This window comes from Thermus tenuipuniceus, assembly GCF_002964845.1.
Taxonomy (GTDB): domain Bacteria; phylum Deinococcota; class Deinococci; order Deinococcales; family Thermaceae; genus Thermus; species Thermus tenuipuniceus.
The window spans coordinates 35,321-47,680 of record NZ_KZ672966.1 but is presented as its reverse complement, the minus strand read 5'-3'; the positions used below and the strand labels follow the sequence as shown (position 1 = coordinate 47,680).

At 65.2% G+C, this 12,360-nt stretch carries 15 protein-coding genes and 4 tRNA genes; 9 read left to right on the top strand and 10 right to left on the bottom strand.

The features are described from left to right. Positions 1-132: 132 nt before the first annotated feature. The 4 genes from C2847_RS03910 to C2847_RS03895 all read right to left on the bottom strand — a co-directional run bounded on the left by C2847_RS03910 (position 133) and on the right by C2847_RS03895 (position 482). A tRNA-Thr gene (locus C2847_RS03910) sits at positions 133-208 on the bottom strand. Positions 209-211: 3 nt separating this feature from the next. Continuing rightward, positions 212-287: transfer RNA gene (locus tag C2847_RS03905), tRNA-Gly, on the bottom strand. 24 nt (positions 288-311) lie between these two features. Beyond that, positions 312-397, bottom strand: a tRNA-Tyr gene (locus tag C2847_RS03900). 9 nt (positions 398-406) lie between these two features. Then, positions 407-482 (bottom strand) — tRNA-Thr (locus C2847_RS03895). A gap of 70 nt (positions 483-552) precedes the next feature. On the opposite strand from C2847_RS03895, the gene C2847_RS03890 reads away from it, so the two are divergent. Beyond that, on the top strand, positions 553-1,848 hold the full coding sequence (locus tag C2847_RS03890; protein ID WP_105317165.1) for an MBL fold metallo-hydrolase: 1,296 nt from the start codon (positions 553-555) through the stop codon (positions 1,846-1,848). Here C2847_RS03890 and metF read toward each other — a convergent pair. Then, complete coding sequence (gene metF, locus C2847_RS03885) at positions 1,845-2,726, bottom strand: methylenetetrahydrofolate reductase [NAD(P)H] (RefSeq protein ID WP_105317164.1); 882 nt, start codon at positions 2,724-2,726, stop codon at positions 1,845-1,847. The genes C2847_RS03890 and metF overlap by 4 nt on opposite strands. 53 nt (positions 2,727-2,779) lie before the next feature. Between metF and C2847_RS03880 the strand changes: the two genes are divergently transcribed. From C2847_RS03880 to C2847_RS03870, 3 genes are read left to right on the top strand one after another with little or no spacing between them, the layout of a single operon-like run. After that, a complete protein-coding gene (locus tag C2847_RS03880) occupies positions 2,780-3,370 on the top strand; it encodes a nicotinamidase (protein ID WP_105317163.1) in 591 nt (196 codons plus the stop codon). Beyond that, positions 3,363-3,974 (top strand): hypothetical protein, encoded by a 612-nt coding sequence (locus C2847_RS03875; protein ID WP_105317162.1) that lies wholly within the window; start codon positions 3,363-3,365, stop codon positions 3,972-3,974. Before C2847_RS03880 ends, C2847_RS03875 begins: the two co-directional genes overlap by 8 nt. Then, a complete protein-coding gene (locus tag C2847_RS03870) occupies positions 3,964-4,767 on the top strand; it encodes a histidinol-phosphatase HisJ family protein (RefSeq protein WP_105317161.1) in 804 nt (267 codons plus the stop codon). The genes C2847_RS03875 and C2847_RS03870 overlap by 11 nt, the downstream gene beginning before the upstream one ends. Here the strand turns inward: C2847_RS03870 and C2847_RS03865 are convergent. From C2847_RS03865 to crcB, 4 genes are read right to left on the bottom strand one after another with little or no spacing between them, the layout of a single operon-like run. After that, the gene (locus tag C2847_RS03865; RefSeq protein ID WP_105317160.1) at positions 4,743-5,012 is read right to left on the bottom strand and encodes a hypothetical protein; all 270 of its coding nucleotides are present in this window, start codon (positions 5,010-5,012) and stop codon (positions 4,743-4,745) included. The two genes, C2847_RS03870 and C2847_RS03865, sit on opposite strands and share 25 nt — an antisense overlap. Further along, positions 5,009-5,623 (bottom strand): sulfite oxidase-like oxidoreductase, encoded by a 615-nt coding sequence (locus C2847_RS03860; RefSeq protein WP_105317159.1) that lies wholly within the window; start codon positions 5,621-5,623, stop codon positions 5,009-5,011. The genes C2847_RS03865 and C2847_RS03860 overlap by 4 nt, the downstream gene beginning before the upstream one ends. A 44-nt stretch (positions 5,624-5,667) precedes the next feature. After that, positions 5,668-6,000 carry a DUF190 domain-containing protein gene (locus tag C2847_RS03855; protein WP_105317158.1) on the bottom strand — a complete coding sequence of 111 codons (333 nt, stop codon included), beginning with the start codon at positions 5,998-6,000 and terminating at the stop codon, positions 5,668-5,670. Positions 6,001-6,004: 4 nt separating this feature from the next. Beyond that, complete coding sequence (gene crcB, locus C2847_RS03850; protein ID WP_038071939.1) at positions 6,005-6,382, bottom strand: fluoride efflux transporter CrcB; 378 nt, start codon at positions 6,380-6,382, stop codon at positions 6,005-6,007. Between the two features lie 20 nt (positions 6,383-6,402). Here crcB and ribH point away from each other — a divergent pair, with 20 nt between their 5' ends. Further along, on the top strand, positions 6,403-6,876 hold the full coding sequence (gene ribH / locus C2847_RS03845) for a 6,7-dimethyl-8-ribityllumazine synthase (RefSeq protein WP_105317157.1): 474 nt from the start codon (positions 6,403-6,405) through the stop codon (positions 6,874-6,876). Here the strand turns inward: ribH and C2847_RS03840 are convergent. Next, on the bottom strand, positions 6,863-7,267 hold the full coding sequence (locus C2847_RS03840) for a DUF4395 family protein (RefSeq protein ID WP_105317156.1): 405 nt from the start codon (positions 7,265-7,267) through the stop codon (positions 6,863-6,865). The genes ribH and C2847_RS03840 overlap by 14 nt on opposite strands. A 79-nt stretch (positions 7,268-7,346) precedes the next feature. Between C2847_RS03840 and pgeF the strand changes: the two genes are divergently transcribed. From pgeF to C2847_RS03820, 4 genes are read left to right on the top strand one after another with little or no spacing between them, the layout of a single operon-like run. After that, entirely contained in the window at positions 7,347-8,102 is a 756-nt protein-coding gene (gene pgeF / locus C2847_RS03835; protein WP_105317155.1) for a peptidoglycan editing factor PgeF, read from the top strand. Between the two features lie 4 nt (positions 8,103-8,106). Further along, a complete protein-coding gene (locus C2847_RS03830) occupies positions 8,107-8,589 on the top strand; it encodes a YqeG family HAD IIIA-type phosphatase (protein ID WP_105317154.1) in 483 nt (160 codons plus the stop codon). Continuing rightward, a complete protein-coding gene (gene pilB / locus C2847_RS03825; protein WP_105317153.1) occupies positions 8,586-11,258 on the top strand; it encodes a type IV pilus assembly ATPase PilB in 2,673 nt (890 codons plus the stop codon). The genes C2847_RS03830 and pilB overlap by 4 nt, the downstream gene beginning before the upstream one ends. 11 nt (positions 11,259-11,269) lie before the next feature. Then, positions 11,270-12,358, top strand: coding sequence for a type IV pilus twitching motility protein PilT (locus C2847_RS03820; RefSeq protein ID WP_105317152.1), 1,089 nt, complete (start codon positions 11,270-11,272; stop codon positions 12,356-12,358). The last annotated feature ends 2 nt before the right edge of the window (positions 12,359-12,360 follow it).

The following is a 12,360-nucleotide window of genomic DNA, read 5'->3' as shown; positions in this document are numbered from 1 at the left end:
TCCACGTGCCCAATCGTCCCCACGTTCACGTGAGGCTTCGTACGGATAAACTCGCCCTTGGCCATGGTTCCTCCTTCTTTCTTGCACGCAAAAGCCGCCCTGGGGGCCTTAAGCCCAGGGCAGACAAAAAGATGGAGCTCGCGGCCGGGCTCGAACCGGCGACCTCACCCTTACCAAGGGTGTGCTCTACCTGCTGAGCTACGCGAGCTCGTGGAGCGGGAGACGGGACTCGAACCCGCGACCCTCGGCTTGGGAAGCCGATGCTCTACCAACTGAGCTACTCCCGCATGGGGGTGTGCTGGGCACACCTTTGGTGGGCAGGGCTGGATTCGAACCAGCGAAGGCATGCGCCAACGGTTTTACAGACCGTCCCCTTTGGCCGCTCGGGCACCTGCCCACGCCCGCTTGGAGCCACCCAGGGGAGTTGAACCCCCAACCCCCCGATTACAAGTCGGGTGCTCTGCCTGTTGAGCTAGGGTGGCAGGACGGGGGATAGGACCCTGTCCGAGGGAATAGGCTAGCACACCCACGGGTGAGTGTCAAGATAAAGGCATGCGCATCGTACCTTTTGGCGCCGCTCGGGAGGTCACGGGAAGCTGCCACCTCCTCTTGGCCGAGGGCAGGCGGGTCCTCCTGGACTGCGGCCTGTTCCAGGGGCGCGAGGAGGAGAAGAACCACGCCCCCTTTGGCTTTGACCCCCAGGCGGTGGACGCGGTGGTCCTCACCCACGCCCACCTGGACCACGTGGGCCGTCTGCCCAAGCTTTTCCGGGAGGGGTACAGGGGGCCGGTCTACGCCACCCAGGCCACCTTCTTGTTGATGCAGATCGTCCTCCAGGACGCCCTAAAGGTCATGGAAACCCCCTTTTTCGACGAGGAGGATGTGGAGGAGGCCCTCCGCCACGTCCGCCCCCTGGAGTACGGGGAATGGCTCAGGCTAGGGGACCTTACCCTCACCTTCGGCCAGGCGGGACACCTTCCGGGAAGCGCCTTTGTGGTGGTTCAGGGAGAGGGAAAGACCCTGGTCTACAGCGGGGACCTGGGCAACCGGCAAAAGACCGTCCTCCCCGATCCCTCCCTGCCTCCCAGGGCGGATCTAATCCTCTGCGAGGGCACCTACGGGGACCGGCCCCACCGCTCCTTCGCCGCCACGGTGCAGGAGTTTTTGGAAATCCTGGAACGAACCCTGGGCCAAGGCGGCAAGGTCTTCATCCCCTCCTTTGCCGTGGAGCGCGCCCAGGAAATCCTTTTCCTCCTCTACGAAAACGGCCACCGTCTGCCTGAGGCCCCCATCTACCTGGACTCCCCCATGGCCGAGCGGGTCCTTGACCTCTATCCCCGGCTGGTGCGCTACTTCAGCGAGGAGGTGCAGGCCTACTTCCTGGCGGGGAAGAATCCCTTCCGCCCCCGGGGGCTTCGGCTGGTGGAAAGCGTGGAGGAATCCAAGGCCTTAAACCGCGAGCCCGGCCCCATGGTGATCATCGCGGGAAGCGGCATGCTCACCGGGGGACGGATCCTCCACCACCTGAAGCACGGCCTTTCCGATCCCAGGAACACCCTGGTCTTCGTGGGCTACCAGCCTCGAGGGGGCCTAGGAGCCGAGATCATCCAAAGGCCCGAGCGCATCCACCTCCTGGGGCAGGAGGTACCCCTTAGGGCCAGCGTCCACACCCTGGGCGGCTTCTCGGGGCATGCGGGGCAGGACGAGCTTCTGGACTGGCTGGAAGGGCAACCCCGGGTAGCCCTGGTGCACGGGGAGGAGGAGAAGCTAGGGGAGCTTCAGCGGCTTCTTGCCCAGCGGGGCCAGGCGGCCCACCTGGCCACCTTCGGGGAGGCCCTGGGGGTCTAAGGCTTTGGCTTAAAGCCAAGCCTCTCCAGAACCATGCGGGTGGCCGGGCTTTTGTTGAGGGTGTAAAAGTGCACTCCCTCCACCCCGGCCTCTAAAAGCTCCGCCACCTGGCGGGTGGCGTGTTCCACCCCGATCTCCAGGATGGCCTTGGGATCCTCCTGGTACCTTTCCAGCCTGGAAAGGAGGGGCCCGGGGATGCTGGCCCCGCAGACCTCGGTGAAGCGGCGGAGCTGGGCGTAGCTGGTGATGGGCATGATGCCGGGGAGGATGGGGATTCCTATGCCCACGCGCCGGGCCCTTTCCAGGAAACCGAAGTAGTGGGCGTTGTTGAAGAAAAGCTGGGTGATGGCGAAGTCCAGCCCCGCTTCCACCTTGGCCCGGAAGTGGCGCAGGTCGGCCTCGAGGCTCTCGCTTTCCGGATGCCCCTCGGGGTAGGCGGCCCCGCCCACGGAGAGCCCCTCCCCATAGCGGGCGCGAATATGGGCCACCAGCTCGGCGGCGTAGCGGAAACCCTCGGGATGGGGACGGAAGATCCTCTCCCCTTGGGGCGGATCGCCCCGGAGGGCCAGGATGTTCTCCACCCCCGCCGCCACGAAGCGGTCCAGGACCTCCGCCACCTCCTTCCGGCTTTGCCCGGCCACGGTAAGGTGGGCGAGGGCGTTTAGCTTTAGGCCCAGGATCCGCTCCGCCCAGAGGACGCTCCTTTCCCGGGTGCTCCCCATGGCCCCGTAGGTGATGGAGACGAAGGCGGGCCGGAAGGCCTTGAGCTCCTCCATGGTGCGGAAAAGGGCCCCCTCCCCCTCCGGGGTCTTGGGGGGGAAGAACTCAAAGGAGAAAAGGGGCCCCTTGCGCGCCTTAAGGAGGTCCCGTATTTTCATGCGCTAGAGTGTAGCCCCTCCCCTCCCCCTGGTCAAGGTGGCAAAATAAGGGTATGGTAGAGGTTCCGGAAATCCCCAAGGTGGAAGGCCTGGAGCTTCCCGCCAGGGAAACCGCCTTGATCGTGGTGGACATGCAAAACGACTTCGCCCACCCTCAAGGTGCCCTTTTCGTGCCCGATGCCCCCAAAAGCGTCCCGGCCATCCGGCTTCTTCTGGAAAGGGCGCGTCAGGCAGGGGCAAGGGTGGTCTACACCCAGGACTGGCACCGGGAGGACGACCCCGAGTTCCAGATCTGGCCCCGGCATGCGGTGGCGGGCACCTGGGGGGCGGAGATCCTGGAGGATCTCCGCCCTGAACCGGGGGACTTGATCCTCCAGAAGGTGCGCTACGACGCCTTCTACGGCACCCCCCTGGACCACTACCTGCACCTTTGGGGGGTGAAGAACGTGGTGGTGACGGGCACCGTGGCCAACATCTGCGTGCTCCACACCGCGGGCTCCGCCGCCCTTCGCTGGTACCGGGTGGTCCTCCCGGAGGACGCCACCAGCGCCCTCACCCCCTTTGACCTTCAGGCCGCCTTGCGCCAGATCACCTTCCTCTACCAGGGGAAGGTGACCCGGGCCGAAGGGGTACGCTTTGTTTGAGCTAAGCCCCTTGGCCCAAGCGGCAGGCCAGGGGGAGGTGTTTCTCCTGAAGCGGGCCCAGGACCTGGGTTTCCCCGTGGGGGGAACCTGGGTGGTGGGGCTTTGGGAGGAGTTCGCCCGCCTAAACAACCTTTTCGAGCGCATCGGAAGGCTTTTTCAGGGGGTCTTTGGCGTGCGCATAGACGAGGAGAGGTTGCTGCTGGCGGTGGAGGAGGCAAAGCGGGCGGTGCGGGAAAGCTACCTCCTCCCCGAGCGGTCCGAAATGTTCCTGGAAGTTCTCCAGGGTAGAGGGCCCTTCCTCGTCCGCCGGGAAGGGGAGGGAACCTACCACCTGGCCCGGAACCCACAGGAGGCCCTTTTCGCCCTAAAGCGGGTTTGGGCTGAAGCCTTCCGGGCGGAAGCCATCCTGGAACGCTACCCCACCCTTTTTCCCCCATCCCTGCCCGTCCTGGTGCAGGAGGTGACCACCCTCCCTCCGCCCGAAGGGGGGCTCCTGGAGGACCCCTTCCTCTCCCTGGACCTATCCCAGGCCCTGGGACAAGGGGTGGTCGCCTACACCTGGGAGGGAACCCTTCTTCGGATAGAATCGGTACATGGTGGATAGCCACGTCCACACCCCTCTTTGCGGCCATGCCCAGGGGGCCCCGGGGGAGTACCTGTTTTACACCCGGAAAGCGGGGTTAAAGGGCTTGGTTTTCACCGACCACAGCCCCATGCCCTCCTGGTACGATCCCATGAGCCGCATGCGCCTCGAGGCCCTACCCTTTTACCTCCTGGCCCTGGAGAAAATCCGGGAGGACCACCCGGACCTTTACGTGGGGATCGGCCTCGAGGCCGACTTCCACGAGGGCACGGAGGAGTTCGTGCGGATCCTGCTTAAAGGCTACCCCTTTGACTACGTGATCGGCAGCGTCCACTACCTGGGGGCCTGGCCCCTGGACCATCCCGACCACCAGGAGGAGTACACCTGGCGGGACCTGAAGGGGATTTTCCAAGCCTACTTCCAGGAGGTGGAAAAAGCGGCAAGAAGCGGCCTCTTTCACGCCATCGGCCATCTGGACCTGCCCAAGAAGTTCGGCCACCGTCTTCCGAAGGAAGCCCTGGTGGAGCTGGCCGAACCCGCCCTTAGGGCCATTGCGGAGGAGGGGCTTTTCCTGGACGTGAACACCGCCGGGCTCCGGAACCCGGCCCTGGAGATCTACCCGGCCCCCGCCCTCCTACGGCGGGCCCGGGAGCTCGGGATCGGGGTGGTGCTGGGCTCCGACGCCCACCAGCCCCCCCAGGTGGGGTACGCCTTTAAGGAGACGGTGGATCTTCTCCTCAACCTCGGATACCAAGAGGCCCACTACTTCCAGGGAGGTAGGGCTCAAGCCTACCCCTTGTCCAGGGCCTCGTAGACCCGGTTCCTCAGCGCGCCCAGGTCCAGGTCATCCCGCCGCCCCGAGGCCTTCTCGTAGGCCCGCACCGCCGCTACCAGCCGGGAAAAGGCCTCGGCGCAGGGATCGGGGGCGGGGGCCTCGTACTCCATAAAGGTGACCCGCTCGTAGTCCTCGGCGTACTCCTCCTCCTCCGCCTTCACGCATTCCCAGTAACGGCGCAAGGCCTCCTCCACATCCAGACGGGCTTGCTCCAGAGCCGTCATCCTTCCCTCCCTCCTTTCCGGCTTGGGAACCGCAGGCTCGCCGCGGGGATGGGGCCTTCCTGAAAGCGCTCCTCCCGCCAGGGGTCGCCCCGGAAGTGGTAACCCAGCTTTTCCCAAAACCCCAGCTCCAGATGGTCCAGAAGCTCAATGCCCCGCACCCACTTGGCGCTTTTCCAGGCGTAGAGGTGGGGCACCAAGAGGCGCACCGGCCCACCCCGCTCCAAGGGCAGGGGCTTGTCGAAAAGGGTATGGGCGAGGAGGACATCCTCCCGCAAGAGGTCCTCCAGGAAGAGGTTGGTGGTGTAGCCCCCGTAGCTGTGGACCAAGGCGGCCACCGCCTGGGGCTTGGGCTTGGCCCTCAGCAAAAGGTCCTTAACCCGCACCCCCCGCCAGGCCACATCCAGGCGGCTCCAGCGGGTGACGCAGTGGAAGTCCCGCACCACCTCCACCTGGGGCAGGCGGAGGAGCTCCGGGTAGGTGAGGGTAAAGGACTCCTCCACCAGGCCGAAGAGGGAAAACCGCCACTCCTCGGGGAAAACCCTGGGCTCCTCCCCATAGGTGAGGATGGGGAACCGCTCCGTGACCACCTGGCCCGGGGGAATCCTCTCCATACCTTTAGGCTAGACCAGCCCACGGGGAAAGAAGGCGCCCTGGATCACCGGCTTCGGTAGCAGATGACCTCCACCTTTTCCAGGGTCACCAGCCCCTCCTTCACCATCCCCTCCAAGGCGGGCAGAAAGGCCCGGATCTTCTCCTCGGTGTCCACGATCTCGATCATGACGGGCAGGTCCTCGGAGAGCTGGAGCACCTTGGCGGTGTGGATACGGGAGTGGGCACCAAAGCCCATGAAGCCCTTGAACACCGTAGCCCCGGCCAGGCCTTGGCGCTTGGCCTCGAGGACGATGGCTTCATAGAGGAGCCTCCCCCCATGCCGGTCCGACTCCCCCACGAAGATGCGCAGGAGCTTGGCCTCCCCTTCCAGCTTCATACCCCTAGGCTACCAGGACCCCGCCCAGGCGGTAGCCCAGAAGCACCAGGAAAAGGCCCAGGAAGACGCTGAAAAAGACGTATAAAAAAGCCCTCCACGCCTCGCCGTCCTGGATGAGGGCCAGGGTCTCGTAGCTAAAGGTGGAGAAGGTGGTGAACCCCCCTAACACCCCCACCGCCAGGAAGAGGCGCCCCTCCCCGGACAGGGCCCCCTCCAGGGACAGGCGGATCACCACGCCGATGAGAAAACTGCCCAAAGCGTTGATCAAGAGGGTGCTATAGGGGAAGCTGGGCCCGGTAAGGGCCTGCACCCAGGCCCCAAGCCCGTAGCGCAAGGCGGAGCCCAAGGCCCCGCCCAAGGCCACCAGGAGATACCGCTCCACCCCCAAAGTATATTGGGACCATGAAGCCCAAGACCCTCTCCCCCATCCTCACCGCCAAAGGGGTTCGCCTGGCCATCGCCGTGGGCCGCTTCAACGAGCGGGTAACCAAGCTCCTCCTGGAAGGGGCCCTCGAGGCCTACGCCCGCCTGGGCGGGGACCCCGGCGAGGTTCTCGTGGCCTGGGTGCCGGGCTCCTTTGAGCTCCCCCTGGTGGCCAAGCGCCTGGCCCAGCGCTCGGACGTGGACGCGGTGGTGGCCCTGGGGGCCGTGGTGCGGGGGGAAACCCCCCATTTCGAGTACGTGGCCGCCCAGGCCGCTTCTGGCCTCATGCAGGCCATGCTCCAGACGGAAAAACCCATCGTCTTCGGTGTCCTCACCACCAATACCCCGGAGGAGGCCCAGGAAAGGGCCGGGGGTAAGGCGGGGAACAAGGGAGCCGAGGCGGTGTTCACCGCCATAGAAATGGTGCGCCTTCTGGAGGCTATTTCCCGGTGAAAAGGGCCCGGGCGTAGCGCAGGTGCAGGTAGAGGAAGCAACCCAGGCAGAAGCCGAAGGCCAGGTTAACGAAGGCCAATAGGGCCACCAACAGGGCCAAGGCGTACCCCACCCCCTTGAGCCCAAGGAGGAGAAAGAGGGAGGCAAGCCCCAAAAACACCGCCCCCAGGGTGCGGGCGAAGCGGTGGGGCCTGGGGTCCTCCTCCACCAGCCTGGCCGGGATGCCCAGGGCTCGCTTCAGGACCCCCATCAGATCCCAAGGGGTGTGTTGGCTTACCATGAGGAGGAAGAGGAGATAGACCAGAAGGGGCAGGTCCAAAAGCGCCGCCAGGGGGAGGAGTAGGGTGAGGAGAACCTGGTTGAAGCGGAGCTGGTTCCGGTCTGTCTTCATGGGGCTATAGTATACACATGAGCCTGTGAAGAATAGGGGTAAGAGTACACTTTGCGGAACCCCAGGGCACAATAGAGGCATGGTTCCCCTCCTCACCACCCCCCTGCCCGTGCCCCACGGTTTCACCACCCGCTTAGGCGGGGTCTCCCCAGGACCCTTTCAGAGCTTGAACCTCTCCGCCGCCACCGGGGACGAGCCCGAACGGGTGGCCGAGAACCAAAGGCGGGTCCTGTCCCTCTTTGGCCATCCCCCCGTGGCCGGGCTCAAGCAGGTGCACGGCACGGCGATCCACCTGGTGGAAGGCCCCGGGGTTTGGGAAGGGGATGGCCTCCTCACCCAGACCCCCGGACTCCTCCTCCGGGTGGGGGTGGCGGACTGCTACCCCCTTCTGCTTTACCACCCAGAAGGGGCGGTGGCGGCCCTGCATGCCGGCTGGCGGGGGGTGGTAGGGGGCATCCTACCTCGAGCCTTAGGGCTCCTAGAAAGGCTGGGGCTGGATCCGAAGGAGGCCCACCTGGCCATCGGCCCTGGCATCGGGGGCCGGTGCTACCAGGTGGGGGAGGAGGTGGCGGAGCGGTTTGCCCAAGCGGGCCTAAACACCTTTACCCCGGACCCTAAAGCCCCGGGCAAGTACCTTCTGGACCTGGAAAGGGCCCTCCTCCTCCAGGCGGAAAGGGCTGGGCTTTCCCCGGAAAGGATCTACCGGGCAGGCCTATGCACCCACTGCGAACCCACCCTCTTCTCCCACCGCCGCGACCGGGGGAAGACGGGGCGGATGTGGGGGCTCGTCATGCTTCCCCGTCAAGGGTCTGTTCACCCTGCCGTGCCACAATAAGGCTATGCTCTTCCCCCGGGCGGTCCTGCCCTCCCTCCTCCACCTCACCCCCCAGTGGCTGAAGGAACGGGGCCTTAAGGGGGTGATCCTGGACCTGGACAACACCCTCCTGCCCTACGGGGAGGAGGAACCCTTGCCCGAGCATCGGGCCTGGCTGGAGGCCCTAAAGGCCGAGGTTCCCGTCTACCTCCTCTCCAACGCCCTCCCCGACCGCTTCGCCCGGATCCAGGAAAGGCTGGGCCTCCCCGGCCACGCCCCCGCCCTCAAGCCCTGGCTTGGGTTTCAAAGGGCCCTGAAGGCCCTGGGCCTTCCTCCCAAGGAGGTGGCGGTGGTGGGGGACCAGATCTTCACCGACGTCCTTGGGGGCAACCTGGTGGGAGCCTATACTGTTTTGGTACCCCCCTTGCGGGAAAGGGAATTCTTTTACACCCGTTTCATACGGATGCTGGAGACTCCATTCAGAAGACCACGGGGAGGATTGGGATGAGCGTGCTCACCATCGGGGACAAACGGCTAGGGGCCATCCTGTTGGATGCTGGCCTCCTCACCGACGAGGAGCTACAGATGGCCCTGGAAAAGCACCGGGAGGTGGGGGGTTCCTTGGCGGAGGTCATCGTGGACTCGGGACTGCTTTCGGAAAGGCGCATCGCCCAGGCCATCGAGGACCACTTCGGCATCCCTTTGGTGGAGCTCCACACCCTGGAGATCCCCCCCAAGGTGAAGGCCCTCCTACCGGCGGAGAAGGCCAAGGAGCTCCAGGCCATCCCCTTCGCCCTGGACGAGGAGGCAGGGGTGGTGCGGGTGGCCTTCGTGAACCCCCTGGACACCCTGGCCCTCGAGGAGGTGGAGGACCTCACCGGGATGGTGGTGGAACCCTACCAGGCCACCAGGAGCGCCTTCCTCTATGCCTTGGCCAAGAACTACCCGGAGCTCGGCCTACCCCTACCCCCTCCTCCCAGCGGCCCCAGCCGGGAGGAGCTAAAGGTGGGCGAGCTTCTGGTGGAGAAGGGTCTCCTGGACCGGAGTACCCTGGAGGAAGCCCTGGTGGAGCAGGAAAAAACCGGGGATCTCCTGGGCCGCATCCTGGTGCGAAAGGGGCTGGCCGAGGAAGATCTCTACCGGGTTTTGGCGGAACAGAAGGAAATGGAGTTTCTCCCCTCCACCCAGGACCTATCCCCCGACCCCGCCGCCGCCAGCCTTCTCCTCCGCTTGGATGCCCTGCGCTATAGCGCCGTGCCCGTGGCCTTCCGGGATGGGGAGGTGGAGGTGGTCCTGGCCGACCCCCGGCACAAGGAAGCGGTGGCGGAGCTCCTTGGGCGCCCTGCCCGTTTCCTCCTCACCCTTCCCAAGGAGTGGGAGGCCCTTTTCCACAAGGCCTATCCGGAAAAAAGCCGCCTGGGGGAGGTCCTGGTCCAGGAGGGGCGCCTGAGTCGCGAGGATTTAAGGGAGGCCCTCGAGGTGCAACGACGCCTGCCCAAGGCCAAGCCCCTGGGGGAGATCCTGGTGGAGCTGGGCCTGGCCCGGCCCGAGGACGTGGAGGAGGCCCTGAAAAAGCAACGCCAGGGCGGAGGGCGCCTCGAGGACACCCTGGTGGCCTCGGGCAAGCTCAAACCCGAGGCCCTGGCCCAGGCGGTAGCCGCCCAGCTGGGCTACGCCTACATCAACCCCGAGGAGAACCCCCCGGACCCCGGGGCCGCCCTCCTCCTCCCCGAGGACCTGGCCCGGCGCTACGGGCTCTTCCCCCACCGCCTGGAGGGCAAAACCCTGGTCCTCCTCATGAAGGACCCCAGGAACATCCTGGCCCTGGACGACGTGCGCTTGGCCCTGAAGCGGAAGGGCCTCACTTACGAGGTGGTGCCCGCAGTAGCCACAGAAGCGGCCATCACCAAGCTCATCGAGCGCTTCTACGGCAAGGAGGAGCTCGGAGAACTGGCCAAGGAGCTCTCCAAGGGGTACCAGCAGGAAGAGGAGGCGCCTGCCCTTTCGGAGCTGGACGAGAGCGCCGCCCAAAAGTTCGTCAAGCAGGTGATCCGGGAGGCCTTCCTGCAGGATGCCTCCGACATCCACATAGAACCCCGGCAGTCGGATGTGCTGGTGCGCCTGCGCATCGACGGCACCCTGCGCCAGTACACCACCCTGCCCAAGGGGGCCCTAAACTCCATCATCAGCGTGGTCAAGATCATGGGGGGCCTCAACATCGCCGAAAGGCGCCTGCCCCAGGACGGGCGGGTGCGCTACCGGGAAGGGGCCATCGACGTGGACCTCCGCCTCTCCACCCTGCCCACGGTCTACGGGGAAAAGGCGGTGATGCGCCTTTTGAAGAAGGCCGCCGACATCCCCGAGATCGAGGGCCTGGGCTTCGCCCCCGGGGTCTTTGAGCGCTTCCAGGAGGTGATCTCCAAGCCCTACGGCATCTTCCTCATCACCGGGCCCACCGGAAGCGGCAAAAGCTTCACCACCTTCTCCATCCTCAAGCGCATCGCCACCCCCGACAAGAACACCCAGACCATCGAAGATCCCGTGGAGTACGAGATCCCCGGCATCAACCAGACCCAGGTGAACCCCCAGGCTGGGCTCACCTTCGCCCGGGCCCTTAGGGCCTTTTTGAGGCAGGACCCGGACATCATCATGGTGGGGGAGATCCGGGACTCGGAAACCGCCAAGATCGCCACCGAGGCCGCCCTCACCGGCCACCTGGTCATCGCCACCCTGCACACCAACGACGCCGCCCAGGCCATCACCCGCCTGGACGAGATGGGGGTGGAGCTTTTCAACATCTCCGCCGCCCTCATCGGGGTGCTCTCCCAGCGCCTGGTGCGGAGGATCTGCGACCACTGCAAGGTGGAGGTGAAACCCGACCTCGAGGTCCTGCGGCGCCTGGGCCTTTCCCCGGAGGAGATCCAAGGGGCCAAGCTCTACAAGGGCATGGGGTGCGAGCGCTGCGGGGGAACGGGCTATAAGGGGCGTTACGCCATCCACGAGCTTTTGGTGGTGAATGACGAGATCCGCCATGCCATCGTGGCCGGAAAGTCGGCCACGGAGATCAAGGAGATCGCCCGTAAGAAGGGCATGAAAACCCTGCGGGAGGACGGCATCTACAAGGCCCTCCAGGGAATCACCACCCTCGAGGAGGTCCTGGCGCGTACCATTGAGTAAAGGAGTTGGCTATGGCCAAAACACCGGATATTGTGGATCTTCTAACCCTGGCCGTGGAGCGGGGGGCCAGCGACCTGGTGATCACCGTGGGCCTCCCCCCCATGATCAAGGTGGACGGGGAGTTCCACCCCACGGAGTACGAGCCCCTCTCCCCCCAGGACACCCGCCGGCTCATGTACGCCCTCATGGATGAGAAGCAGCAGCGGATCTTTGAGGAGGAAAAGGAGCTGGACTTCTCCTTCAGCCTCCCGGGAAAAGGGCGCTACCGGGTGAACGTCTTCCTGCAACGGGGAAGCGTGGGAGGGGTCTTAAGGGTGGTGCCCGCCACCATCAAGAGCTTTGAGGAGCTGGGCCTGCCCAAGAACATCGCCGAGATCGCCCTTTCTCCCAGGGGCCTGGTCCTGGTCACGGGGCCCACCGGGTCGGGGAAGAGCACCACCCTGGCCTCCATGATCGACTACATCAACGAACGCAAGCCCGTGCACATCGTGACCATTGAGGACCCCATAGAGTTCTTCCACAAGCACAAGAAGGCCATCGTCAACCAGCGGGAGATCGGCTCCGATACCCACGGCTTTCACAAGGCGCTTAGGAGCGTTCTCCGCCAGGCCCCGGATGTGATCCTGGTGGGGGAGATGCGGGACTACGAAACCATCGCCGCCGCCATCACCGCCGCGGAAACCGGGCACCTGGTCATGGGTACCTTGCACACCAACTCCGCCCCCGAGACCATCGACCGCATCATCGACGTCTTCCCGGAAAACCAGCAGGAGCAGGTGCGGGTGCAGCTTTCCAACAACCTGGTGGCGGTGCTCACCCAGCAGCTTCTGCCCAAGGCCTTTGGGGGCGGAAGGGTCTTGGCCTACGAGCTCATGATCGCCACCCCTGCGGTAAGGGCTTTGATCCGGGAGGGCAAGAGCCACCAGCTTAGGAGTGTCATCCAGACCGGGGGCCAGTACGGGATGATCACCATGGACGCCTGCCTGGCGGATCTCTACCGGCGCAAGCTGATCACCTACGAGATGGGTTTGAGCCGGGCGGTGGACCCCAAGGAGTTCATGCGCCTGGCCGGGGTGCAGGAGGGGAGCAAGCGCCCTTAAGT

Bases quoted from the DNA above. Each gene is read 5' to 3' on its own strand.
- C2847_RS03840 (WP_105317156.1), bottom strand. From the start codon at position 7,267: ATGAAGACAGACCGGAACCAGCTCCGCTTCAACCAGGTTCTCCTCACC.
- metF (WP_105317164.1), bottom strand. From the start codon at position 2,726: ATGAAAATACGGGACCTCCTTAAGGCGCGCAAGGGGCCCCTTTTCTCC.
- C2847_RS03855 (WP_105317158.1), bottom strand. From the start codon at position 6,000: ATGAAGCTGGAAGGGGAGGCCAAGCTCCTGCGCATCTTCGTGGGGGAG.
- C2847_RS03860 (WP_105317159.1), bottom strand. From the start codon at position 5,623: ATGGAGAGGATTCCCCCGGGCCAGGTGGTCACGGAGCGGTTCCCCATC.
- C2847_RS03890 (WP_105317165.1), top strand. From the start codon at position 553: ATGCGCATCGTACCTTTTGGCGCCGCTCGGGAGGTCACGGGAAGCTGC.
- C2847_RS03870 (WP_105317161.1), top strand. From the start codon at position 3,964: ATGGTGGATAGCCACGTCCACACCCCTCTTTGCGGCCATGCCCAGGGG.
- C2847_RS03820 (WP_105317152.1), top strand. From the start codon at position 11,270: ATGGCCAAAACACCGGATATTGTGGATCTTCTAACCCTGGCCGTGGAG.
- C2847_RS03880 (WP_105317163.1), top strand. From the start codon at position 2,780: ATGGTAGAGGTTCCGGAAATCCCCAAGGTGGAAGGCCTGGAGCTTCCC.
- pilB (WP_105317153.1), top strand. From the start codon at position 8,586: ATGAGCGTGCTCACCATCGGGGACAAACGGCTAGGGGCCATCCTGTTG.
- C2847_RS03830 (WP_105317154.1), top strand. From the start codon at position 8,107: ATGCTCTTCCCCCGGGCGGTCCTGCCCTCCCTCCTCCACCTCACCCCC.
- pgeF (WP_105317155.1), top strand. From the start codon at position 7,347: ATGGTTCCCCTCCTCACCACCCCCCTGCCCGTGCCCCACGGTTTCACC.
- C2847_RS03865 (WP_105317160.1), bottom strand. From the start codon at position 5,012: ATGACGGCTCTGGAGCAAGCCCGTCTGGATGTGGAGGAGGCCTTGCGC.
- ribH (WP_105317157.1), top strand. From the start codon at position 6,403: ATGAAGCCCAAGACCCTCTCCCCCATCCTCACCGCCAAAGGGGTTCGC.